This window comes from Streptomyces sp. NPDC045968 (genome assembly GCF_056430475.1).
On record NZ_JBWKLF010000009.1, the window covers coordinates 28,045 to 50,914 of the forward strand.

The 22,870-nt window shown below is 69.9% G+C and carries 23 protein-coding genes and 1 pseudogene; 10 read left to right on the forward strand and 14 right to left on the reverse strand.

Annotated features, from left to right (window positions below):
- Positions 1 to 36: 36 nt before the first annotated feature.
- The 3 genes from AC07FA_RS24920 to AC07FA_RS24930 form a co-directional block, all read right to left on the reverse strand.
- A complete protein-coding gene (locus tag AC07FA_RS24920; RefSeq protein ID WP_479078778.1) occupies positions 37 to 1,371 on the reverse strand; it encodes a DUF2637 domain-containing protein in 1,335 nt (444 codons plus the stop codon).
- 236 nt (positions 1,372 to 1,607) lie between these two features.
- Positions 1,608 to 2,453, reverse strand: coding sequence for a DUF3558 family protein (locus AC07FA_RS24925; RefSeq protein WP_479078331.1), 846 nt, complete (start codon positions 2,451 to 2,453; stop codon positions 1,608 to 1,610).
- A gap of 156 nt (positions 2,454 to 2,609) precedes the next feature.
- On the reverse strand, positions 2,610 to 3,455 hold the full coding sequence (locus AC07FA_RS24930; RefSeq protein ID WP_479078332.1) for a DUF3558 domain-containing protein: 846 nt from the start codon (positions 3,453 to 3,455) through the stop codon (positions 2,610 to 2,612).
- 171 nt (positions 3,456 to 3,626) lie between these two features.
- Here AC07FA_RS24930 and AC07FA_RS24935 point away from each other — a divergent pair, with 171 nt between their 5' ends.
- Positions 3,627 to 4,820: an RtcB family protein gene (locus AC07FA_RS24935; RefSeq protein WP_479078334.1), complete on the forward strand. Its 1,194-nt coding sequence runs from the start codon at positions 3,627 to 3,629 to the stop codon at positions 4,818 to 4,820.
- 34 nt (positions 4,821 to 4,854) lie between these two features.
- Here AC07FA_RS24935 and AC07FA_RS24940 read toward each other — a convergent pair whose 3' ends face one another.
- Both AC07FA_RS24940 and AC07FA_RS24945 read right to left on the reverse strand, forming a co-directional pair.
- On the reverse strand, positions 4,855 to 5,613 hold the full coding sequence (locus tag AC07FA_RS24940; RefSeq protein WP_479078335.1) for an SDR family NAD(P)-dependent oxidoreductase: 759 nt from the start codon (positions 5,611 to 5,613) through the stop codon (positions 4,855 to 4,857).
- 206 nt (positions 5,614 to 5,819) lie between these two features.
- Positions 5,820 to 6,170 carry a YnfA family protein gene (locus tag AC07FA_RS24945; protein WP_479078336.1) on the reverse strand — a complete coding sequence of 117 codons (351 nt, stop codon included), beginning with the start codon at positions 6,168 to 6,170 and terminating at the stop codon, positions 5,820 to 5,822.
- A 107-nt stretch (positions 6,171 to 6,277) separates the two neighbouring features.
- Here AC07FA_RS24945 and AC07FA_RS24950 point away from each other — a divergent pair, with 107 nt between their 5' ends.
- Positions 6,278 to 6,790 (forward strand): hypothetical protein, encoded by a 513-nt coding sequence (locus AC07FA_RS24950; protein ID WP_479078338.1) that lies wholly within the window; start codon positions 6,278 to 6,280, stop codon positions 6,788 to 6,790.
- A gap of 106 nt (positions 6,791 to 6,896) precedes the next feature.
- Here the strand turns inward: AC07FA_RS24950 and AC07FA_RS24955 are convergent.
- Positions 6,897 to 8,400: pseudogene (locus AC07FA_RS24955) on the reverse strand (FAD-dependent oxidoreductase).
- A 108-nt stretch (positions 8,401 to 8,508) separates the two neighbouring features.
- Here AC07FA_RS24955 and AC07FA_RS24960 point away from each other — a divergent pair.
- A complete protein-coding gene (locus AC07FA_RS24960; RefSeq protein WP_479078340.1) occupies positions 8,509 to 9,084 on the forward strand; it encodes a TetR/AcrR family transcriptional regulator in 576 nt (191 codons plus the stop codon).
- A gap of 38 nt (positions 9,085 to 9,122) precedes the next feature.
- Here AC07FA_RS24960 and AC07FA_RS24965 read toward each other — a convergent pair whose 3' ends face one another.
- The 8 genes from AC07FA_RS24965 to AC07FA_RS25000 all read right to left on the reverse strand — a co-directional run bounded on the left by AC07FA_RS24965 (position 9,123) and on the right by AC07FA_RS25000 (position 14,853).
- Complete coding sequence (locus tag AC07FA_RS24965; protein WP_479078342.1) at positions 9,123 to 9,878, reverse strand: Mut7-C RNAse domain-containing protein; 756 nt, start codon at positions 9,876 to 9,878, stop codon at positions 9,123 to 9,125.
- A 76-nt stretch (positions 9,879 to 9,954) separates the two neighbouring features.
- Entirely contained in the window at positions 9,955 to 10,734 is a 780-nt protein-coding gene (locus AC07FA_RS24970; protein WP_479078344.1) for a phosphodiesterase, read from the reverse strand.
- 77 nt (positions 10,735 to 10,811) lie between these two features.
- Entirely contained in the window at positions 10,812 to 11,372 is a 561-nt protein-coding gene (locus AC07FA_RS24975; RefSeq protein WP_479078346.1) for a GNAT family N-acetyltransferase, read from the reverse strand.
- Between the two features lie 81 nt (positions 11,373 to 11,453).
- Positions 11,454 to 12,269 carry a DUF6597 domain-containing transcriptional factor gene (locus tag AC07FA_RS24980; RefSeq protein ID WP_479078348.1) on the reverse strand — a complete coding sequence of 272 codons (816 nt, stop codon included), beginning with the start codon at positions 12,267 to 12,269 and terminating at the stop codon, positions 11,454 to 11,456.
- 10 nt (positions 12,270 to 12,279) lie between these two features.
- Positions 12,280 to 12,540 (reverse strand): hypothetical protein, encoded by a 261-nt coding sequence (locus AC07FA_RS24985; RefSeq protein WP_479078350.1) that lies wholly within the window; start codon positions 12,538 to 12,540, stop codon positions 12,280 to 12,282.
- 114 nt (positions 12,541 to 12,654) lie between these two features.
- Positions 12,655 to 13,779, reverse strand: coding sequence for a hypothetical protein (locus AC07FA_RS24990; RefSeq protein WP_479078352.1), 1,125 nt, complete (start codon positions 13,777 to 13,779; stop codon positions 12,655 to 12,657).
- Between the two features lie 66 nt (positions 13,780 to 13,845).
- Positions 13,846 to 14,202, reverse strand: a complete 357-nt coding sequence (locus tag AC07FA_RS24995; protein WP_479078353.1) for an ArsR/SmtB family transcription factor — start codon at positions 14,200 to 14,202, stop codon at positions 13,846 to 13,848.
- Positions 14,203 to 14,268: 66 nt separating this feature from the next.
- On the reverse strand, positions 14,269 to 14,853 hold the full coding sequence (locus tag AC07FA_RS25000) for a hypothetical protein (RefSeq protein ID WP_479078355.1): 585 nt from the start codon (positions 14,851 to 14,853) through the stop codon (positions 14,269 to 14,271).
- 285 nt (positions 14,854 to 15,138) lie between these two features.
- Between AC07FA_RS25000 and hemL the strand changes: the two genes are divergently transcribed.
- From hemL to ccsB, 7 genes are all read left to right on the forward strand, one after another.
- Positions 15,139 to 16,446, forward strand: coding sequence for a glutamate-1-semialdehyde 2,1-aminomutase (gene hemL / locus AC07FA_RS25005; protein ID WP_479078779.1), 1,308 nt, complete (start codon positions 15,139 to 15,141; stop codon positions 16,444 to 16,446).
- A complete protein-coding gene (locus AC07FA_RS25010; RefSeq protein WP_479078357.1) occupies positions 16,443 to 17,135 on the forward strand; it encodes a histidine phosphatase family protein in 693 nt (230 codons plus the stop codon). The genes hemL and AC07FA_RS25010 overlap by 4 nt, the downstream gene beginning before the upstream one ends.
- Before the next feature lie 238 nt (positions 17,136 to 17,373).
- Positions 17,374 to 18,627 (forward strand): polysaccharide deacetylase family protein, encoded by a 1,254-nt coding sequence (locus AC07FA_RS25015; protein WP_479078781.1) that lies wholly within the window; start codon positions 17,374 to 17,376, stop codon positions 18,625 to 18,627.
- Positions 18,628 to 18,694: 67 nt separating this feature from the next.
- On the forward strand, positions 18,695 to 19,300 hold the full coding sequence (locus AC07FA_RS25020) for a TlpA family protein disulfide reductase (protein WP_479078358.1): 606 nt from the start codon (positions 18,695 to 18,697) through the stop codon (positions 19,298 to 19,300).
- Between the two features lie 4 nt (positions 19,301 to 19,304).
- Positions 19,305 to 20,060: a cytochrome c biogenesis CcdA family protein gene (locus tag AC07FA_RS25025; RefSeq protein WP_479078360.1), complete on the forward strand. Its 756-nt coding sequence runs from the start codon at positions 19,305 to 19,307 to the stop codon at positions 20,058 to 20,060.
- Positions 20,061 to 20,063: 3 nt separating this feature from the next.
- The gene (gene resB, locus AC07FA_RS25030; protein WP_479078362.1) at positions 20,064 to 21,782 is read left to right on the forward strand and encodes a cytochrome c biogenesis protein ResB; all 1,719 of its coding nucleotides are present in this window, start codon (positions 20,064 to 20,066) and stop codon (positions 21,780 to 21,782) included.
- Positions 21,779 to 22,864 (forward strand): c-type cytochrome biogenesis protein CcsB, encoded by a 1,086-nt coding sequence (gene ccsB, locus AC07FA_RS25035; RefSeq protein ID WP_479078364.1) that lies wholly within the window; start codon positions 21,779 to 21,781, stop codon positions 22,862 to 22,864. Before resB ends, ccsB begins: the two co-directional genes overlap by 4 nt.
- The last annotated feature ends 6 nt before the right edge of the window (positions 22,865 to 22,870 follow it).

Consider the following 22,870-nt stretch of genomic DNA (forward strand, 5'->3'; position numbering starts at 1 on the left):
CCGGGTGACGGCCCTCCGTCGTGCCGGGCGGCCGGCTCACGCGATGTGGTCCTCCGCGAGGACCGAGTGGTAGCGGTTCTTGAACTCCGGCATCAGGCGGCGGATCAGCGCGGCGCTGCGCGGGTGCCTGAGGTTGTGGACATCCGCGACGTGTATGTCCAGGGCCTCGACGCTCGGGTAGTCGTTGTTCTGCTGCACGAACGCGGCGAACTCCTCGTACGCGATCTCCGCGAACTCCGCGTCCTCCTGCGCCCACTCCACCGTGTCCTCGTCGGACTGCTGCGGGTCATGGGGCTGCTGGGCCTGGGGCTCCCCGTTGCGGGGGTGGGGGACCGCACCGATCGTGCCCACGTCACCGAGGGGGCGGGTCCGGCCGCTGGGGCCCGAGGGGACCATGACCGGGGTGGGCTCAAGACCCTCGACGTACGTCGGGTTGTAGTCACCTTCGTACGCGCCCTCGGGCGCCTGCGGGGCCGCGAACCAGGGGCTGTCGTGGCCGTGTTGCTGCTGTTCCTGCGGCAGCTGCTGGTGCTCCTGCGGGAGTTGCTGGTGCTCCTGTGCGTACTCCTGCTCCTGGCCCTCCTGGCTCTGCTGGTGCTCCAGGGGCGTGGTGTACGGGAGTTCGGCCTGCGACTGGACGGGCTGGACGGGCTGGGCGGGCTGGACCGGGCCGACCGGCGGCAGCAGGGCCGGTTCGATGCCCGCGGCCGCGAGTCCGGCCGGTGCCGTCTCCGCGAGCGGGACGCCGTACTTCGCCAGGCGCAGCGGCATCAGTGACTCGATGGGCGCCTTGCGCCGCCAGCTGCGGCCGTAACGGGCCTGCAGGCGGGCCTGGTAGATCAGGCGGTCCTGTTCGAGCTTGATGACCTGCTCGTAACTGCGCAGCTCCCACAGCTTCATCCGGCGCCACAGCTTGAACGTGGGTATCGGGGAGAGCAGCCAGCGGGTGAGGCGTACGCCCTCCATGTGCTTGTCGGCCGTGATGTCCGCGATCCGGCCCACGGCGTGGCGGGCGGCTTCGACGGAGACGACGAACAGGACCGGGATCACCGCGTGCATGCCCGTGCCCAGGGGGTCCGGCCAGGCCGCGGCGCCGTTGAAGGCGATCGTCGCGGCGGTCAGCAGCCAGGCGGTCTGACGCAGCAGCGGGAACGGGATACGCATCCACGTCAGCAGCAGGTCGAGCGCGAGCAGGACGCAGATGCCCGCGTCGATGCCGATCGGGAAGACGTACGAGAACGACCCGAAGCCCTTCTCCACGGCCAGTTCACGCACGGCCGCGTACGAGCCGGCGAACCCGATCGCGGCGATGAGCACCGCACCGGCGATGACGATTCCGATGAGTACCCGGTGCGTGCGTGTCAGCTGCATCGCGGCCACGCGCGATCCCCTCCCCGACTTCTCTCCTGGGCTGCCGCCCTCCGCCCGACTTCGGACGTCCGGCGCGGGCACAGCCTGGCACATGCGCGGGGCACGCGTTGCGCGGGGAGGGGGAAAGCCCGGCTCCCGAGGGGGAGCCGGGCTTGGTGAACGAGCCTCCGGGCGGGGCAGTGGAGGCTTCCGCCGGGCTACGTCACGGTGTGCCGACGGTTTCCGGTGCCCGGTTCCTAGGACTTGCCGGTGGACTTGGCGGACGACTTGGAAGGCGACCTGGTCGAGGACTTGGAGGGCGCCTTGGAGGCCGGCTTGGCCGAGGACGTGCCTGTGGCGGGCGTCTTGGTGCCGACGGAGTCGGTGTCCTCGTCGGCGGCCGCGTTGGCGGCGGCGACCGAGGCGACCGCTTCCTTCGCCGCCTTCTCGGCACCCTTCAGGATGTCGGACGCGGAGGGCGCCTTGGCGCCGGCGTAACCCGCGCCGTTGTAGGTGAGGGTGACGACGACGTTGCCCGTGCGTGCGACGACCGTCGCGTACTCGAAGTCCTCACGCGTCTTGGTGAGGTCGTACGTGATCGCGGTGGCCTGCTCGCCGATGCCGTCGACGGCCGCGGTCGAGAGCTTCTTCGCGTCCTCGGTGGCCTGGGCCTTGGCGATCTGCTTCGTGTAGTCCTCGGTCGCGCGCTTGGCGCCGCTGCCCAGGGACTGGTCCGAGGCGAAGCGGGTGAAGCCGACGTCGAGCCAGCGGTACTGCGAGCCCTTGACGCCGTTGTCGTCCAGACCGTTCCAGGAGCAGCCGGCGCGGGCCGAGACGTCGCTGGACTTGCCCGGGGTGCCGCCCTTGACCTTGGCCTTGGGCACCAGGGACGAGATCGTCTTCTTCGCGAGCGCCTTGCACGGGTCGGGAAGCTCGGCGAACCTCGCCGCCTCGACGGTCGGCGCCGTCGGCTTGGCGCTCGCCGAGGCGGAGGCGTCCGAGTCCTTCTTGCCGTCGTCCGACGAACAGCCGGCGACGAGGAGCATCACCGGGACGGCGGCGCAGACGAGTATGCGGGACAGTCGCGGAGCTGATCGGTGCATGGTTCCTTCACTCGGATGGCACGGCGGTCTCGTGCGGGTCTTCGGTCGGGCGGAGTGGTCCGGAGGGCCACGGTACGACGGACGGTGACCGGATGCCGCCTCGGTCACCGGCCTCGCGAGGGCGGTCGGGGCGCGGTCCCGGCGGTCGGGCGGCGGCTATTCGCTGAGTGTCTCGGCCAGCTGCCGGGCCAGAGCCCGGGCCTTTTCCTGCAGTTCCTTGCTGTCGGGGACCTTGGTGACGAGGGCCGGCTGCTCGGTGTACTGGACGGTCACGATGACGTTCGATGTGCGGAACACCACGCTGACCGTGCGGTGCTGTGTGGTGGAACCTGCCCGGGTGAGCACGTCGTCCAGAAACGCCGCGTCTCCGAGGTTGTCCAGGACGCGCGGTTCCAGGTCCTCGGCGGTGGTGCCAGGGGTGCCCGTGGTGTCGGTGGGGTCGGCCGTGCCGGGGGTGCCTTCCGTGGCCGCGTCTTCGGTGCCCGCGTCTTCCGTGTCCGCGGGCTTGCCCTTCGACGGGGTGGCGGACGTCGAGCCCTGGCCCGTCTCCTTGTCCCCGCCGGGGGTGGAGGCGGCCGGCAGATCGGCGGCGGTCTCCTTCTTCGTGTAGACCTCGCCGGCCCGGTGGTCGTCGCTCACCGCCGGGTCGTACGACACGACACGCTCGAAGTCGATGACGAGATTCCGGGACATGTCCGGGGACTCGGACTTCCAGCGGCAGCCGACCTTGCGGTCGGTGTCGTAGGTGACGGCGGCCGTGCCCTCGTACACCTTCTCCTGCTGGTCCTCGGGCAGCTCGGTGGCGCCCGGCAGAAGGTCCTTGAGGGTGGAACGCGGAACCGCGCGGCACGGCTCGGGCAGGGTGCGGTACTTGCCGGGCGGCGCGGCCGAGACCGTCGGGCTGCCCGGCTTGCTGTCCGCGTCGGAGACATCGCCGTCCGAGCCCGCGCTGCAGCCGACGACGAGCGCTGCGAGGAGCGCGACGCCGGGTACATACGCCATGTGTCGCACGCTTCCAGGCTCCGTTCTGTACGAAAACAGGTTGCCGCCCGATGGCGGCCGGTGGACACAATGTGTATCGCACGCGCAGCTGTGGACGCCGGTCGACTGACTTCTTTGCCGATCTTGGCGCCAGTTTTGCGCTTTCAGTCTTTTCGGGGGAATCGAGGGGTTATGTCGTATGTAGAGATGCCGGGTGCGCAGGTTCCGATTCGCATGTGGGCCGATCCGGCCTCGGTGGAGGAGGGGGCGATGCGGCAGCTGCGCAACGTCGCCACGCTTCCCTGGATCAAGGGCCTCGCCGTCATGCCGGACGTCCATTACGGCAAGGGCGCCACGGTCGGTTCGGTGATCGCCATGCACGGTGCGGTCTGTCCGGCAGCGGTGGGCGTGGACATCGGCTGCGGGATGTCGGCGGTGAAGACGTCCCTGACAGCCAACGATCTGCCGGGTGATCTGTCGCGGCTGCGCTCGAAGATCGAGCAGGCCATTCCGGTGGGCCGGGGGATGCACGACGAGATGGTGGAGCCGCAGCGGCTGCACGGCTTCCCGACGGCGGGCTGGGACGACTTCTGGGGACGGTTCGACGGGATCGCCGACGCGGTCAAGTTCCGTCAGGAGCGTGCCACGAAGCAGATGGGGACGCTGGGCGGAGGCAACCACTACGTCGAACTGCTGTGCGACGAGGAGGGTTCGGTCTGGCTCACACTTCACTCCGGATCCCGGAACATCGGCAAGGAGCTGGCCGAGCACCACATCGGAGTCGCCCAGAAGCTCCCGCACAATCAGGATCTGGTCGACCGGGATCTGGCCGTCTTCGTCTCGGACACCCCGCAGATGGCGTCGTACCGGAACGACCTCTACTGGGCGCAGGAGTACGCGAAGCTCAATCGCGCGATCATGATGGGGCTCTTGAAGGACGTGGTCCGTAAGGAGTTCAAGAAGGCGCGAGTCGCCTTCGAGCCGGAGATCAGCTGCCATCACAATTACGTCGCCGAGGAGCGGTACGACGGAATGGACCTGCTGGTGACCCGGAAGGGTGCCATTCGGGCCGGCTCGGGTGAGTACGGGATCATCCCGGGCTCGATGGGCACGTCCTCGTACATCGTCAAGGGCCTCGGCAGCGAGAAGGCGTTCAACTCCGCTTCGCACGGAGCCGGCCGGCGGATGAGCCGAGGCGCGGCGAAGCGTCGCTTCACGACGCGAGACCTCGAGGAGCAGACGCGGGGAGTGGAGTGCCGTAAGGACTCCGGTGTCGTCGATGAGATTCCCGCGGCCTACAAGCCGATCGAGCAGGTGATGGACCAGCAGCGCGACCTCGTGGAGGTCGTCGCCAAGCTGAAGCAGTTCATCTGTGTGAAGGGCTGACGCGGGGGCGCCGGTTCGGGCGGCCCCCTCGCGTTCAGAGGGTGCGGTGGACCTTGGTGTTGGAGGCCTGGGCGCGGGGGCGGACGACCAGGAGGTCGATGTTGACGTGGCTGGGGCGGGTGACGGCCCAGGTGATCGTGTCGGCCACGTCGGAGGCGGTGAGGGGGGCGTCGACTCCCGCGTACACCTTGGCGGCCTTCTCCGTGTCGCCGCGGAAGCGGGTGGTCGCGAACTCCTCGGTCTTCACCATGCCGGGGGCGACCTCGATGACGCGGACGGGGGTGCCGACGATCTCCAGGCGGAGGGTCTCGGCGAGGACGTGTTCGCCGTGCTTGGCAGCCACGTAACCTCCGCCGCCCTCGTACGAGGAGAGGGCCGCGGTGGAGGAGAGGATCACGATGGTGCCGTCGCCGCTCGCGGTGAGGGCGGGCAGCAGGGCCTGGGTGACGTTGAGGGTGCCGATGACGTTCGTCTCGTACATCTGGCGCCAGTCCGCGGGGTCGCCGGTGGCGACGGGGTCGGCGCCGAGTGCGCCGCCCGCGTTGTTGACGAGGACCGCGAGGGAGCGGAAGGCCGTGGCGAACTCGTCGACCGCGGTGCGGTCGGTGACGTCCAGGGCGTACGCCGTCGCCTCGTGACCCGCCTCGGTGATCTCCGCGGCGAGCGCCTCGATGCGGTCCTTGCGGCGGGCGGTGAGCACGACGCGGTAACCGGCGGCGGCGAGCTGCCGGGCGGTCGCGGCACCGATGCCGCTGCTCGCGCCGGTGATGACGGCGATAGGGGTGGCGGCCATGGCGATCTCCTCGGACGGCTGATCGATACGGGCCAAGGATAGGCAGGCAGGTGGGGTGGGGGGTTCACCGGCCGGGGACGTGGATGCGGATGTGGATGCGGATGTAGTGGTGCCGGTGTGGCTGGTGCGGTGACCGCATGCGTTCACCGGGCTTCGCGACCTTCGGCCGCGTCCTGCCCTCAAGCGCCGGACAGGCCTGAAGATCACTAGCGGCCGCGGGGCGCGTACATGATCAAGGCCATGCCGGCCAGGCAGACCAGTGCGCCGGTCACGTCCCAGCGGTCGGGGCGGTAGCCGTCGGCGACCATGCCCCAGGCGATCGAGCCGGCGACGAAGACGCCGCCGTACGCCGCGAGGATGCGGCCGAACTCGCCGTCGGGCTGGAGTGTCGCGACGAATCCGTACAGGCCGAGGGCGATGACACCGGCGCCGATCCAGATCCAGCCCCGCCCTCCGTGCGCGTCGCTGCCCCGTACTCCTTGCCAGACGAGCCAGGCTCCGCCGATTTCGAAGAGCGCTGCGACGACGAAGAGGGCGATGGAGCGCGCGATGAGCATGTGGGGAGCGTTTCACGTGGAGCTCGGGTGGGCCGTGCGGGTGGGGCGAGGCGCGTCGAACCGGTCATTAAATAGGGATGATTCGGGGTAATCGGTATGTTCGCCGCATGGTAGCGACGCGTAGAGCTCTGCTGGTGGTGTCCGCCGCGGCGGCGACGGCGGTGACCGTGCTGTGGGGGGCGGGGCCCTCGGCCGTGGCCCAGCCCGCGGTCCCGGCCGTGGCCCGGGGTGTCGTGCCGGAGGCGGATGTGTCCCATCACGGGCATGTCTCCCTCTGGGGTGATCGGTTGGGAATCTCGCTGGAGAGTGCGAACAGCGGTCCGTGGGATGTGATGGACGCGACGGTGCGGCTGAGGTTCTCCGCGCCCCTGGCCGGCCGTCAGGGATTGCCGCCGGGCTGCCTCTGGGGTGGCCGGAGCACGGTGCTGTGCCGGACGGGCCCGCTGTCGGCGGACGGGGAGACCCGGCGCGCCACGCTCGATCTGCGCCTCGGAACGCGGCCCGCCGAGGTGGTCGTCCGGGTCGACACGATGTGGAGCGGTGGGGTGACCGACCGTGCGCCCCTGAACAACGAGCACGAGGTGCTGGTGCCGGCCACGGGGGACGCGTACGTCTTCTGACGGGGTGGCCGGCGGGCTGATGGCGGGCCGTCGGGGCGAGGGCTGAAGGTGCGGCGGGCCGTCGGGGCCGGGGGTTGAAGGTGCGGTGTGCGGCGCGCCGTGGCTGTCAGCGGGTCAGGGTGTGGCGCAGGCCCTCCGGGTCGGGGCGTTCGCTCGCCCAGGCGATGTATCCGTCGGGCCGTATGAGCAGGGTGGTGGCGCGCCCTCCTGTCCAGTGGGCGTGGACGAGGGGGGCGAAGGTCGCGGGGGTGGGGCTGTCGGCGGGGGTGATCAGGACGAACGTGCCGTCGCGCAGGAGCTCTTGGAGCCGGCCTTCCGCGAGGGTCAGGTCGGGGGCGCGGGTGCCCGTGAGGCGGTGTGCGTGGCGGGGCGCCCCGTAGGAGATGCCGATGCCGGAGATCATGCCGAGCGCCTTGTCCGAGGGCCGGCCGCACGGCGGACAGCAGGCGGGCTACGGCCGTGCGCAGGCCCCGTTGCAGCGGGGTGCGGGCCATGGCGAGGCGGACGATCGCACCGCTGCTGCGCAGCACCTGGGTGCCGACCGGGTGGCGTTCCGCCTGGTAGCTGTCGAGGAGGGCTTCCGGGTCGGCGGAGTGGCCTTTCAGTACGGTGGCGAGCTTCCAGGAGAGGTTGGCGGCGTCCTGCAGTCCGGTGTTCATGCCCTGTCCGCCCGCCGGGGAGTGGACGTGGGCGGCGTCCCCGGCCAGGAAGACCCGGCCCACGCGGTAGGCGGGTGCCTGGCGTTCGTCGCTGTGGAAGCGGGAGATCCAACGGGCGTCGTGCATACCGAAGTCGGTGCCGAGCGCGAGGCGGGCGGTCTCGCGCAGCTCGTCGAGCTCGACGGGCTCGCTGTCGGCGACCTGGCGGCCGCGGTTCCAGCCCATGACCCGGTACCAGCCGTCGCCGAAGGGGGCGATGAAGGCGAACGCGTCCCCCACACCGTTGACGGTGAGCAGGGTCGAGGGCTCTTCGGTGAGTCTGACGTCGGCGAGGACGATGGAGCGGATCACGGATCTGCCCGGGAACGGAAGCCCCAGCGCGTGGCGCACGGCGCTGCGCACTCCGTCGGTGCCCACCAGATAGCGGGCGGTGAGGGTGGTGGTCGTCCCGTCGGCGCTCCGTGTCCGTGCGCCGACCGTGTCCTGTCCTGCGGGCTGGTCGAGGCCGAGCAGCTCCGTCCCGTACCGGAAGTCCACCCCCGCGGCCCGCGCCCGGCGCTCCAGCAGGTGTTCCACCTCGTACTGCGGAGTGATCAGGAGGAACGGGAATCGGGAGCGCAGGCGGGAGAGATCGAGCCCGAGCGCGCCGAAGAGGTTCAGTCCGGTGAGGCGGGTGCCCGTTTTGACCAACTCGTCGGCGAGATCCCGGGTGTCGAGGACTTCGAGTGTGCGGGCGTGCACGGCGAAGGCACGCGTCATGTTGTTGGTTTCGCGGGGGCGGCGCTCCAGCAGGGTGACCGAGAGGCCCTGGGCGGCGAGGTCACCCGCCAGCAGCAGGCCGGTGGGGCCGGCGCCCACGACGATCACGTCAGTGGGCCCGGGGCGGGAGTCGGTGCTGGATTCGGTGCGGGGCGTGCCGGTCATGACGGCCTCCTGATGCCGAGTGCCCACCGGCGGTGGGCGACAGCCGCGTGCCAACAGGTGTTGGTCAACGCTTGTTGGCAACCGTAGAACGGCATCGCCTGGCATGTCAACAGGTGTTGGCCTACAGTTGTTGACATGATGAAGCAGGCCCCCGCCTCCCCTCGCCGTTCGGATGCCACCAAGGCCGCGATCCTCGAAGCCGCGCGCGAGCGGTTCGCCGCCGACGGTTACGAGCGCGCCACCATCCGGGCCATCGCCCGGGACGCCGGCATCGACCCGTCGATGGTGATGCGCTACTACGGCAACAAGGAGGGGCTGTTCGCCGCCGCGTCCGCGATCGACCTGCGCCTTCCGGAGCTCGGGGCGCTGCCGGGCAAGCACGTCGGGGCCGTGCTCGTCACCCATTTCCTGGACCGCTGGGAGCAGGACGACGTGCTCACGGCCCTGCTCAGGGTGGCCGTCACCAATGAGGCGGGGGCGGAGCGGGTGCGGGCGGTATTCGCCGGACAGTTCGGCCCCGTGGCCGCCGGGGTCTGCCCGGACCCGGCCGATGCCCCGCGCCGCGCCGCGCTCGCCGCCTCGCAGATACTGGGCATGGCGCTCGCGCGGTACGTCCTGCGGATCGAGCCCGCCGCCGCCATGTCCCGCGAGGAGGTCGTGGCCTGGCTCGCGCCGACGATCCAGCACTATCTGACCGCGGAGCGGCCGTAACGGGGGCCGCTCCCGGGGTCAGGTGTCAGGCGCAGGCGTCAGGTCCGGGCGGTCGGAGCCTCGGTGCCCAGTCCGCCGAATTCGCGGACGGCGTCCGCGACGATGGTTTCCAGGTGTGAGTGGTGGGCTCCCCGCCAGTACACCCGGCCGCACTCCGCGCACTGGGCGAACACGTCGTAGGACTGTTGCGTGCCGTGCTCCAGCTGGGCGCTGACCGCGCTCTTGTCCGCCTCCGTCAGCTTCCCGTTGCAGGCGGTGCACCGTGTCCAGGGCGCGAGGACGGGCGCGAACCGGCCCAGTACGTCGCGGAGCTGGGCCTCCGGGCGGTCGCTGTAGATGTACGCCCCCGCCCAGATCTCCCGCCGCCGCAGCAGCCCCCGGTCCCGGGAGAGCAGCACCCGCTGTTCCCTCGCCGAGAGCGTGGCCAGCGCCGGGTCGCCGATGTCCTCGCTCTCGTAGGCGGCGTCGACGCCCAGCAGGCGCAGGCGCCGGGCGAGCGTGCCGAGGTGGACGTCGAGGAGGAAACGCAACGGGGCGCCGGGCACGCGCTGGGGCCGCTCCACGGCGCGGACCTCGACCAGTTCGCCCGCGCCGGGGATGTGCGACACGGGTACGGGCCGGCCGTCGACGAGCAGCTGTCCGGCCTCGGTGAGCGGGACGCCGAGAGACTCCACGACGTGGCCGAGCGTCGACGAGCCGTCGGTGGTGACGCTCGTGCGCCCGCCCCGGCGGTCGTGGGCAACGAAGAGGCGTAGCTCAGGTGCTACTTCGAGGTCGATCTCCGGTCCGTTCACCTCGTCAGGATGCCACTGCGCGGGGGCGGCAGCGAGAGCTTTCCGGCGCCGCGCGGAGCGGGAGCGGCGCGTGGGGTTACGGCACGACGCGGTAGTGCGTGGTGATGCGTCCGCCCGCGCCCCGGACGCCCTCGTCCAGGACGTGGAAGGCGACCCCGGGAGGCGCGACGGTGTCGACCAGCCCCTCGCCGCTCTCCCACGGCAGCCGCAGTGTCGAGATCACTCCCGGCGCCACGAGCAGGGGGCGCCCGGCGAAGGTGCCCGCCATGGAGGTGTGCGCGTGGCCGGTGAGGATCGCCGGGACGTTGTCGACGGGCCGCTCGGCGAGCAGTTCGGCGAAGCGCGCCGCGTTGGTCAGGTTGGTGGAGTCCAGATACGGGTGATGGACCGTGGCCGGCGGGTGGTGGAAGGCGGGGAGTGCCGGGGTGTCGCCCAGGCCGTCCAGGGTGCGGGCCAGCCAGTCGAGGGTCTCGTCGTCGAACCGCCCCGCGTCCTCGCCGGGGATCGTCGAGTCGCAGAGCAGGAGCGCGTAACCGGCCACGTGGTGCAGTCGGTTGACGGGCCCGGTGGCGGACTCCGTCCCGCCGGCGTGGTCGTCGCCCAGCAGGACCTCGCGGTAGGCGGCGCGGTCGTCGTGGTTTCCCGGACAGGGGAATGCCGGTGCGGTGAGTGCGTCCAGCAGCCGGGCCGCCTCGGCGTACTCCTCGGGGGCGCCGTGGTCCGCGATGTCGCCGGTCACCAGCACCGCGTCCGGCTGCCGTGCCAGGGAGTTGAGGTAGGCCACCACTCGGGTGGCGCGGTCCGTCGCCCGGTCGGTTCCGTCGAGATGCAGATCGCTGATGTGTGCCAGCAACATCGGTGGGCCCCGTCCCTCGGTGACGTCAGCTAATGGTTCTGGTGAATTCATCCATTAGATCGAGGATCGCGCAAGATCTACCTCCCCGTGGGGCCCAGATCCAGCCGCCAGTCGTTCGTCAGCAGGGGATTGCCCGGCGGGTACTCGAGCTCGCAGGTGCCCAGCAGGACGAAGCCGGCCTTGCGGCACACCGCGTTCGACGCGCCGTTCTCCACGGACGGGTAGGCGTGCAGATAGCGGTGCTTGTGCTCGGCCCGCGCCTCCGCGACGACCGCCGCCGTCGCCGCTGTCGCGATGCCGAGGCCCTGGAAGCCGGGAAGGACGGCCCAGCCCGTCTCGTACACCTCCTGGTCCTGCCAGGTGCGCTCCCAGAAGCCGATCGTCCCCACGTCCTCGCCGCCGGCGGCCAGGACGATCCGGAACATCCGGCCCCGGCCCGTCCGGTCCGCGCTCAGCGCCACATACCGGTCGTGGCGGGTTATCAGCAGCTCTTCGCTCTCGGGACCGCCGAGATGATCCATCAGCTCGGGTGCGTTGGCCCGGCGGAGCAGCCCCAGGTCGTCTTCGGACCAGGGCAGGATCCGGACAGGGGTGGCGGGCCGGCCGGGCGAGGACGGTGATGACGCGGCGCTTTCCATGCCGAAAACTGTAGGGCCGGGCACTGACAACGGGGGCGTTGCCGCGCGCGTGCGGGTCGGGCCGGCGCGCCTGCCGTCCGGTCAGCGCGGGGCGAAGGCCGTGGGTGGTACGCCCACGGTCGCCGTGAAGTCCCGGACCAGGTGGGCCTGGTCGCTGTAGCCGAGGTCGGCGGCCAGCGCCGCCCAGTCGGTCTCCGGGTCCGACTCGGCCCGTTCCAGCGCTTCGTGGATGCGGTAGCGGAGGATGACCCACTTGGGGCCGACGCCCACGTACGTCGAGAAGAGCCGTTGGAGGGAGCGCGCGGACAGGCCCTCGGTGCGGGCCAGTTCGGCGACGCGGCGCAACGAGCGGTCCGTGCGCACGCGTTCGGCCATGGCCATGGCCCGGTCGGCCTGCGGATCGGGCCGGGGGTCGAGCGACAGCAGGTACCGGTCGAGTGCGGCGACCCGGGCGTCCTCGTCCGCCGGGTCCAGCACGGCCGCCGGAGACGGCTCCGCGGACAGCACCCGGGCTGCGGGAATCCGGCGGCCCGTCCACTGCGAGACCGGCCGGTCCGGGGCGAACGGGCGGAATCCGCCCGGCCGGAACTGGACTCCGCACACGCGTCCCCGCCCCTCCAGTTTCTGGGCGAAGAGTTCGAGACCGATGCCGGAGATCTCCGCGAATCCCGCCCGTTCCGCCTCGTCGCCGCTTTCGAATCGCTGGAAGACGAGGTTCACCGCCGGGTGCGGCACCACGTACGACACGTACGGCTCGGACAGATCCCAGTCGATCAGCCAGTAGTGCTCCAGGTACGGCCGCAGGGCCGGCGCGGGCTCGCGGCGGCGGAAGCGGACGTGTGTGAACAGGTCGGGGGCGTCGACGATGCCGCGGGTGTCATGTCGGGGACCGGCCATGCGGGCGATCCTATGAGGCGGCTTTCCCGCGACGAGGCGGTTCGGCGTACGCCAGGGGGTCGTACAGGGGCGCCAGGACCTCGTACGCCCCGTCGACGATGTCCTCGGCCCCGGTCAGCATCGCCCGCTCGGCCAGCCTGGCCGCCTGATGGGCGTACGGGGAGGGCGGCGCCGGGTGACGGCGCCGCCACCAGCCGTCGCACGCCGCGTAGAGGCCACCCGCGAAGACCAGCACGGGGATGGACAGGGCCAGCAGGACGTCGTCGTCCACGAGGGGCCTCCCGGTGTCGATGTCCCTTGCATCGGCATGTTCGGCAGGTCAGCTGAAGATGGGCCTTCGGCCAATGACTGGCCGGATAGAGCCGAATGGGGGCGTACGCCGGACTCAGGGCTGCGGAGGGTGCAACGCCCAGAGATGCAGTGCGCCCCCGTCCGGCGCCGTCGTGTACCAGGTCCCGTCCCCCAGCCCCCAGGGCACGCCGGATATGGGCGTGGGATAGCTGACGAGCCGTGCGGGGTCCATCTCCGTGGTGCGCACCAGCCAGTGCCGGGCCGCGCCGAACTCCTCGTCGTGCTCCGTCGTGCCGGCGACCGCCCACTCCTCGGTGATGTGGCCGCACACGTAGTCCCACATCACCTCGCCCGCGTCGGCGTCCTCCTCCTCGGCGTCCGGGTGGCGCGGCAGGGTCTCCGCGGCGTCCAGCTCGGCGACCACGGTGGCGTCCTCCATCTCGTGCAGGGCGATCGAGTCCTGGTCGTGGCCCACCGTCAGGAAGTGCCTGCCCGAAGGGCTCACCGACGTCAGGATGCGCTCGCTCTCGCAGACGTGCTCCACGGAGAGCTCCCGGCCGTCCCACCGGCCCCAGAGGAGGGGTGCTCCGTCCTGGCCCTCGCCCACGCTGAGCCCCATGAGGGCCGGGTCGGGGTGCGGTACGTGGTCCGATCCCGCGGCCACCGTGCGGGCATCGGCCCGGCCCAGCACCGTGCCGTCGGCGGCGTCGATGACCAGCCATTCGTCCACGGCCTCGGGGTCCGGCCCCGAGGCGGCGACCGGACCGCGGATATGGGCCCAGACGACCGAGCCGTCCGCGGAGAACATCGCCGAGCCGCTGTCCGCGTACAGATGTGTGCGGCTTCCGGTGGCGTACTCCTCGTACGAGCGGTGCAGGACGCGGCAGCCGCCGTCCCAGCAGCCGTGCCGGACCTCCCAGCGCACCGCGCCCGAGGGCTCGACCGCGCGCAGCGCGTGCAGCCCCGCGAAGACGGCGAGGCCGGTGTCCGGGGCGACGGTGAACGCGCCGAACGCGCCCGGCCAGGGGGCCGGGAAGCGGGTCTGCGGAGTGCCTTCGGCGTCGAGGTCGACGACGGCCGCCTCGGTGTCACCGCGCTGCACCAGCAGCCGGCGGCCGGTCGGCCACCGGAGTATGGAGGGGGCGTCGACCGTCTTTCCGGCCGGGCCCAGGGGCGCGGTGAATGTGGTGACGGGCCGAGCGGTCACTGCGCCTGTCATGGGGTCCCCTCCCGAAGTGCCTGATGATCTACGGGAACTGTAGGGCGGGGGTCCGACAGTGGCGCTTCAGCCCCTCGGGGCCAGCAACTGCCCCATGGCGGCGATCACGGACGGTTCGACCCGGTAGTAGACCCACGTGCCGCGGCGTTCGGAGGTGAGCAGGCCCGCGTCCTTGAGCTTCTTGAGGTGGTGGGAGACGGTCGGCTGGGAGACCCCGACGTCGGAGATGTCGCAGACGCACGCCTCGCCGCCCTCGTGGGACGCCACCAGCGAGAACAGGCGCAGCCGTACCGGATCGCCGAGCGCCTTGAACATCGTGGCCGTACGGACGGACTCCTCGGCGGTCAGCGGGCGCTCCGACAGAGGCGGGCAGCACGCGGGGACCGGTGACTCGAGCAGGGGCAACGCCTTCTCGTTCGACATATGTCTATGTTGACACATGTCGAATCAAGTGGGCCGGGGCCGGAAGAGGGGAGTCGCGACGACCGGCTACGGCCACACCAGGCAGTACGCCTGGTGCCCCGCGTCATGCAGCCGGTAGGAGAAGTCCTGCCACTCGTGGAGCAGCTGGTAGACGTTGAACGCGTCGCGGGGGCCGCCCCGGTCCGGGACCGTGGACCAGATGAAGGCCGCCGCGCCGACCGACTCCTCGCCGACGTCACGCAGGGGGTCGACGACCGTCATGGGGAGCTTGACAACCGCGTAGTCGGGGTGGAGGACGACCAGTTCCAGCGGGGGGACCTTGTGCAGGGGTATGCCCTGTATGCCGGTGAGGACCATCGCGGCCACCGTCTCCGGCTTGATCTTGGTGAACATGCCGCCCATGCCCAGCTCGTCACCGCCGAGCTCCTCGGGGCGCATCGAAATGGGCACGCGTGCGGCCGTGGCCCCGTCGGGGGCCCCGAAGTACTTGTAGGTCACCCCCACGCGGCCACTGCTCCTGCTTCCGGGACTTCCGCTGTTCCCTGCCTGCGTCCCCTGTACGCGCTCGGCCTCGCGCCGGTGCCGCCCTCGTCGGGCAGGCTCGGGCCCCAGGTCGTCGGTCCCTTCGCCCACTCCGCCACCGCGATGCATATCTCATCCACCCGACTACTTCTTAGGAGACACAGCCCCGGCTGCGCAACCCGATCATCGTGTCAGTGACCTCCCCCACGGGCGTGCGGTGAAACACCTGTCCGCAAGACTGTCCGTGCCTCTGACACCATGGCATGTGTGAGCTTTCCCTAATGACGCCCCAGTTTCGCAGACGCGAGGGGGCTGACGCCCTTTCGTGATACGAGGAGAGTGCGCTCCTTGCTCACCGTTGGCCAGGACTTCCGGCCCGGCCTCCCGACCCCCGAATCGCAGATCAGGACCAAAGTGGCGTATTCATACGAAGCCCCAGTTTCGCAGTCGCTGTTCGACCGCGCGTCCGTTGTGACGCCCGGCGGCGTGAACTCTCCCGTACGTGCCTTCCGGGCCGTGGGCGGTACGCCCAGGTTCATGGTGTCCGGTACGGGTCCGTACCTCACCGATGCCGACGGTCGCGAGTATGTCGACCTCGTGTGCTCGTGGGGGCCGATGATTCTCGGCCATTCCCACCCCGAGGTCATCGCGGCCGTCCAGGACGCGGTCGCCAGGGGCACCTCGTTCGGTACGCCCGGTGAGGGAGAGGTCGCGCTCGCCGAGGAGATCGTCGCGCGGATCGAGCCGGTGGAGCAGGTACGGCTGGTGTCGTCCGGCACCGAGGCGACCATGTCCGCGATCCGGCTGGCCCGCGGGTTCACCGGCCGCGCGAAGGTCGTGAAGTTCGCCGGGTGCTACCACGGTCACGTGGACGCGCTGCTGGCCGCCGCCGGCTCCGGCGTCGCCACGTTCGGTCTGCCCGACACCCCCGGGGTCACGGGCGCCCAGGCCGGCGACACGATCGTGCTGCCGTACAACGACCTGGAGGCCGTGCGGGCCGCGTTCGCCGCGCAGCCCGGGGAGATCGCCTGTGTGATCACCGAGGCCTCGCCGGGCAACATGGGCGTCGTGCCGCCGCTGGACGGTTTCAACGCCGGGCTCAAGGAGATCTGCGCGGCGAACGGCGCGCTCTACATCTCCGACGAGGTCATGACCGGGTTCCGGACCTCGAAGGCCGGCTGGTACGGCATCGACGGGGTCCGCCCCGACCTCATGACCTTCGGCAAGGTCATGGGCGGCGGCTTCCCGGCCGCGGCCTTCGGCGGGCGCGCCGACGTCATGGCGCACCTCGCTCCGGCCGGTCCCGTCTACCAGGCGGGCACGCTCTCCGGGAACCCGGTCGCGACCGCCGCCGGGCTCGCCCAGCTGCGGCTGCTGGACGACGCGGCGTACGCGAAGATCGACGCGGTCTCCGCGGAGCTGCGCGGGCTGGTGGGTGAGGCGTTCACGAAGGAGGGCGTCGCCCACACGGTGTCGGCGGCGAGCAACATGTTCTCGGTGTTCTTCACCGACGAGCCGGTCCGTAACTACGAGGACGCGAAGAAGCAGGAAGCATTCCGCTTCACCGCCTTCTTCCACTCGATGCTGGCGCAGGGCGTGTACCTGCCGCCGTCCGCGTTCGAGTCCTGGTTCGTCTCGACCGCTCACGACACGGCGGCCGTCGAGCGGATCGCTGCCGCTCTGCCGGCCGCGGCCCGGGCCGCGGCGGAGGCGACCGCATGAGCGAGAACGCGGGCCGTGACGATGTGACCGTGGTGCACCTCATGCGCCATGGCGAGGTGCACAATCCGGACGGCGTGCTCTACGGGCGGCGGGCCGGTTACCACCTCTCCGAGCTGGGCCGGCAGATGGCCGACCGGGTCGCCGAGCACTTGGAGAAGCGCGACATCACGCATGTCGTCGCCTCGCCGCTGGAGCGGGCCCAGGAGACGGCGGCTCCGGTCGCCTCCTCGCACGGTCTGGACCTGGCCACCGACGCGCGGCTGATCGAGGCGGCCAACGTCTTCGAGGGCAAGACCTTCGGGGTCGGTGACGGGGCTCTGCGCCGGCCGGAGAACTGGAAGCACCTGACCAACCCGTTCACCCCGTCCTGGGGGGAGCCGTACATCGAGCAGGTCGTACGGATGATGGGTGCCCTGGACGCGGCGCGTGACGCGGCACGGGGGCACGAGGCGGTGTGCGTCAGCCATCAGCTGCCGATCTGGATCGTGCGGAGCTTCGTCGAGCGGCGCAGGCTGTGGCACGACCCCCGGCGGCGGCAGTGCACGCTGGCCTCGCTGACCAGCTTCACGTACCAGGGCGACAAGATCGTGTCGGTCGCGTACACGGAGCCGGCGCGGGATCTCGTGCCGGCGCATTTGCTGGCCGGGGCCAAGCCGGTGAAGGGGAAGTCGAAGGCGTTCGGCGCGTAGGTGCCGGGCGGGGTGGGTGGGGCGGTGCCCGTTGCGTTCGGGTGCCGCTTCGTCCTCAATCGCCGAACGGGCTCGATTTGGGTGCGCCGGCCTTGATCTTTTTTGTTGTGCAGGTTCCGTAAGGGTCTGGTCTCGTAACGATATTTGTTGTCGTTCGAGGAACCCCCCTGTTGCTCCGGTCATCTAAGCCTTCGCTGGTTTGTATGGACTTGAGATGAACGACGCGGATGGGGACGAAATGCGCGAGATCAAGCGAAGGGGTCTGCTGGGCGCAGGGCTGGGAGCCGCGGCCGCGATCGGTATTGCTGGTTGCGGCTCCTCGGGCAAGGACAGGCCGGAGCCCGGCGGGAGTGCCAAGACTGGTCGGGGAAGCGACGGGAACGGGCCCGGTGCCGGGGCGCCGGAGAAGAACGTCAGGCTGATCGGTGACGGTTCGACCGCGGATACCGGAAAGCAGCCGAATCAGCCTTCCGCCCCCGTCCCTCTCGAACCCGGCCAGAAGCCGCCGCAGTTCGTGATCTTTTCCTGGGACGGGGCGGGCGAGGTCGGCAACGGACTCTTCCCGCGTTTTCTCGAACTGGCCAGGCAACACGACGCCGCGATGACCTTCTTCCTGTCCGGGCTGTATCTGCTGCCCGAGTCGAAGAAGTCGCTGTACCGTCCGCCGAACAACCCTCGCGGCGCCTCCGACATCGGCTATCTCACCGACGGCCACGTGAAGGACACACTCACGTACGTCCGCGAGGCATGGCTCGACGGCCATGAGATAGGCACCCACTTCAACGGCCACTTCTGCGGCGGTTCCGGGTCGGTCGCCAACTGGTCGCCCGCGCAATGGCAGAGCGAGATCGACCAGGCGGTCTCCTTCGTCACCGAGTGGCGGACCAACACCGGGTGGGAAAACCTTGATCCGTTGCCGTTCGACTACCGAAAGGAACTGATCGGCGGACGCACTCCCTGTCTGCTCGGTCAGGAAAATCTCCTGCCGACGGCGAAGAAGCTGGGATGGCGTTACGACGCCAGCTCGCCAGGCGGCCGTCAGATGTGGCCGGAGAAGCGCGACGGCGTGTGGGATCTTCCGCTGCAAGGCATGCCGTTCCCCGGGCACTCCTTCGAAGTCCTCTCCATGGACTACAACATCCTCGCCAATCAGTCGCTGAATTCGACCAAGGGCATGCCCTCCCGCTATCCGGGCTGGCGCAAGCAGGCAGCCGGTGCCTATACGGCCGGTTTCCAGCGTGCGTACGAGACGAATCGCGCGCCCTTCTACATCGGCAACCACTTCGAGGAGTGGAACGGCGGAATCTATATGGACGCCGTCGAAGAAGTGATCAAGCGCATTGCCGGTAAGCCGGACGTGCGGCTGGTCTCCTTCCGGCAGTTCGTGGACTGGCTCGACGTCCAGGACCCGGCGGTGCTCGCGAAGCTTCGTACGCTCGACGTCGGTCAGTCGCCCGCGGGCGGCTGGAATGCCTTCTTTAAACAGCCTTGACAAGGGGCTTTACGGGCACCGAGGGGGGTGCGCAAGATCCCCGAAACGGTCATGCGAAACTTTTCACATGAGCCCTGGCCGCGCACCCCGACGCCGCTTCGTCCTGCTGGCCGCCATCACCGCGGCCGCGACGCTGACCCTGTCCGCGTGCAGTGGAGACGGCAACAAGGCCGGTGGCGGCGGTAATACGAACTTCGTGACCGGCAGCGGCGGAATCTCGACCGTGGCCAAGGGCGAGCGTGTCGCCGCGCCGAAGCTGGACGGCACCACCCTGGACGGCAAGAGCCTCGACGTCGCCGACTACAAGGGCAAGGTCGTCGTACTGAACGTCTGGGGATCGTGGTGCGGTCCGTGTCGCGCCGAGGCCAAGCACTTCGCCAAGGTGTCGCAGGACACCGCGGACCAGGGCGTCCAGTTCATCGGGATAAACACCCGGGACGCCCAGAAGGCCGCCGCGGTGAACTTCGAGAAGGACTACGGCGTCACCTACCCGAGCTTCTTCGACCCGACCGGAAAGCTCATCCTCCGCTTCCCCAAGGGCACGCTCAACCCGGTGGCCATTCCGTCGACCGTGGTCATCGACCGGGACGGGAAGCTCGCCGCCCGCACCCTTCAGGCCCTCAACGCGGAGGACCTGCGCAAGATGATCGACCCGCTGATCGCGGAGAAGTGATCCGGTGATCACCCTCGCCGCGTACAACGAGACCGTCTTCAGCGGCGCCCTGCTGGTGGCCATTCCCATCGCCGTGCTCGGCGGTCTCGTCTCCTTCTTCTCGCCCTGTGTCCTGCCGCTCGTCCCCGGCTATCTGAGTTACGTCACCGGGGTCAGCGGCACGGACCTCGCGGAGGCCCGGCGCGGCCGGGTCGTGGCCGGTGCCTCGCTGTTCGTGCTGGGCTTCACCGCCGTCTTCGTGTCCAGCGGTGCGCTCTTCGGCTTCTTCGGCGACCGGCTCCAGGAACACAGCGAGGTACTCAACAAGGTCCTCGGCGGCCTGATGATCCTCATGGGGATCTTCTTCATGGGGCTGCTGCCGGGGGTGACGCAGCGCGAGTTCCGCTTCCACAAGCGGCCGGTGGCCGGACTGGCCGGAGCGCCGTTGCTGGGAGCCCTGTTCGGGATCGGCTGGGCGCCCTGCATCGGCCCGACGCTCGCCTCCGTGCTGACTCTCTCGCTGGAACAGGGGACCGCCGGACGCGGGGCGATACTGACCGTCGCGTACTGTCTGGGACTCGGTGTCCCGTTCGTCCTGGCGGCGGTCGCCTTCCGCAAGGCACTCGGCGCGTTCGGCTGGGTCAAGCGGCACTACGTATGGGTCATGCGCATCGGCGGCGGAATGATGATCGCGACCGGAATCCTCCTGCTGACGGGCGTCTGGGACTCGCTCATGCAGGAGATGCAGGTCTGGTCCGACGGCTTCACTGTGGGGATCTGAGTCATGAGCAACACGAACACCACGGAAGAGCGCGAGCTCGGCGCCGCCGGAGCGCAGCTCTCCACCGCCCCCCAGGAGGAGTCCGCCGGCGCGGTGCCCGCGATGGGGGTCATCGGCTGGGTTCGCTGGTTCTGGCGGCAGCTCACCTCGATGCGGGTCGCGCTGATCCTGCTGTTCCTGCTGTCGCTCGGCGCGATCCCCGGCTCGCTGATCCCGCAGAACAGCGTGGACGAGCTGAAGGTGCAGACCTTCCAGAAGGCGCACACCACGGTCACGCCGATCTACGAGAAGCTCCAGCTGTTCGACGTCTACAGCTCGGTGTGGTTCTCCGCGATCTACATCCTGCTGTTCGTCTCCCTCATCGGCTGCATCGTCCCGCGCACCTTCCAGTTCGTCGGCCAGCTGCGCAGCCGCCCGCCGGGCGCCCCGAAGCGGCTCACCCGGCTTCCCGCGTACACGACGTGGCGTACCGACGCCGAGCCCGAGCAGGTCCGCGAGGCCGCGGCCGCCATCCTCCGCAAGCGGCGCTTCCGCTCCCAGACGACGGGTGACGCGGTCGCCGCCGAGAAGGGCTATCTGCGCGAGGCCGGGAACCTGATGTTCCACATCGCGCTGATCGTGATGCTGGTGGCCTTCGCCGCCGGGCAGCTCTTCAAGTCCGAGGGCGGCAAGCTGATCGTCGAGGGCGACGGTTTCTCCAACACGCTCACGCAGTACGACGACTTCAAGTCCGGCTCGCTGTACGACAGCGACTCGCTCGCCCCGTTCAGCTTCACCCTCGACGACTTCGTCGGTACGTACGAGAAGAGCGGCCCCCAGCGCGGGACCCCGCGCACCTTCGAGGCGCGTGTGACGTACGCCGAGGGCGCCGACGGGAAGCCGAAGAAGTCCGTCATCCGGGTCAACGAACCGCTGATCGTGGACGGCACCAAGATCTATCTGATCTCGCACGGCTACGCCCCCGTCGTCTCCGTCAAGGACGGCAAGGGCAAGGAGATCTACCGGACCGCCGTACCGCTGCTGCCCATCGACAACAACATCACCTCGACCGGTGCGATCAAGGTGATGGACGGCTACCGCGACAAGAACGGCGAGAAGACCCAGCTGGGCTTCGAGGCGTTCTTCGTCCCGACGTTCGCCGGTGCGGGCAAGGGCACGATGTTCTCGCAGTTCCCTGGCGCCGAGTTCCCGGTGCTCGCCCTCAACGGCTTCCACGGCAGCCTCGGCGTCGACTCGGGTCTGCCGCAGAACGTGTACCAGCTGGACTCCTCCAAGATGACGGAGTTCAAGGACGCCGGCGGTCAGAAGCTCAAGAAGCGACTGCTTCCCGGCGAGACGATGACGCTGCCCGACGGTGCGGGCTCGATCACCTTCGAGAGCGTCGAGGAATGGGCCAGCTTCCAGGTCTCGGAGCAGCCGGGCACCGGCTGGGCGCTGGCCGGGGCGATCGCGGCCATCGCCGGGCTCGCCGGATCGCTGTTCATCCAGCGCCGCCGGGTGTGGGTCAGGGCCATGCGGGGAACGGACGGCGTCACCGTCGTCGAGATGGCCGGTCTGGGCCGGGCCGAGTCCGCGAAACTCCCCGAGGAGCTGGCCGATCTCGCGGTCGAGCTCCACCGTGTGGCGCCCACCGCGCCCGAAGCCACGAACGACCCGGAGACCGATGCCGGTTCCGGTCCCGACGTACCTTCCGAAGAACCTGCCGAAGGGGCTGAGAAGTGAATCTCGCCGCCGCAACCAACGAGAATCTGGCACACACCAGCAATGTGCTGATCTATTCGTCGATGGCCGTCTACACCCTGGCCTTCTTCGCGCACATCGCGGAGTGGGTGTTCGGCAGCCGCAGCAAGGTCGGCCGTACGGCCGCCGCGCTGGCCGGAGCCCCGGCGTCCCCGGCCTCCACGGTGAAGGTGCAGGTCGCGCGGCAGGACGGCGCCACCGCCGTCCTGGACCGCCCGAAGATCGTGACGCGTTCCGCCGCCGGGACCCGGGACGTCCCGGACGGCCCCGGTGCCGCCGGCGGCACGTTCAAGGGCGACCTGTGGGGGCGGATCGCGGTCTCCCTGACGGTCGTGGCCTTCCTCGTCGAGGCCGGCGGGGTCATCGCCCGCGCCCTGTCGGTGCAGCGTGCCCCCTGGGGCAACATGTACGAGTTCTCGATCACCTTCTCCACGGTGGCGGTCGGCGCGTACCTCGTCCTTCTGGCGCTGAGGAAGAACGTCCGCTGGATGGGCCTGATGCTCGTCACCACGGTCCTGCTGGACCTGGGCATCGCCACCACCACGCTCTACACCGACAGTGACCAGCTGGTTCCCGCGCTGGACTCCATCTGGCTGTGGATCCACGTCTCCACCGCGATCATCTGCGGCGCCGTGTTCTACCTCGGCGGGGTCGGGACGCTGGTCTACCTGTTCCGTGACAGCTACGAGAACAAGCTCGCCAACGGGGGCACGCCCGGCGCCTTCGCCCGGTCGGTGCTGGAGCGGCTGCCCTCGGCGTCGAGCCTGGACAAGTTCTCGTACCGCATCAACGCGGCCGTCTTCCCGCTGTGGACGTTCACGATCATCGCGGGTGCGATCTGGGCGGGCGACGCGTGGGGGCGCTACTGGGGCTGGGACCCCAAGGAGGTCTGGTCCTTCATCACGTGGGTCGCGTACGCCTGCTATCTGCACGCACGGGCCACGGCGGGGTGGAAGGGCCGCAAGGCCGCGTATCTGGCGCTCATCGCGTTCGGGTGCTGGCTGTTCAACTACTACGGCGTGAACATCTTCGTCACCGGCAAGCACTCGTACGCGGGCGTGTAGCGGGCG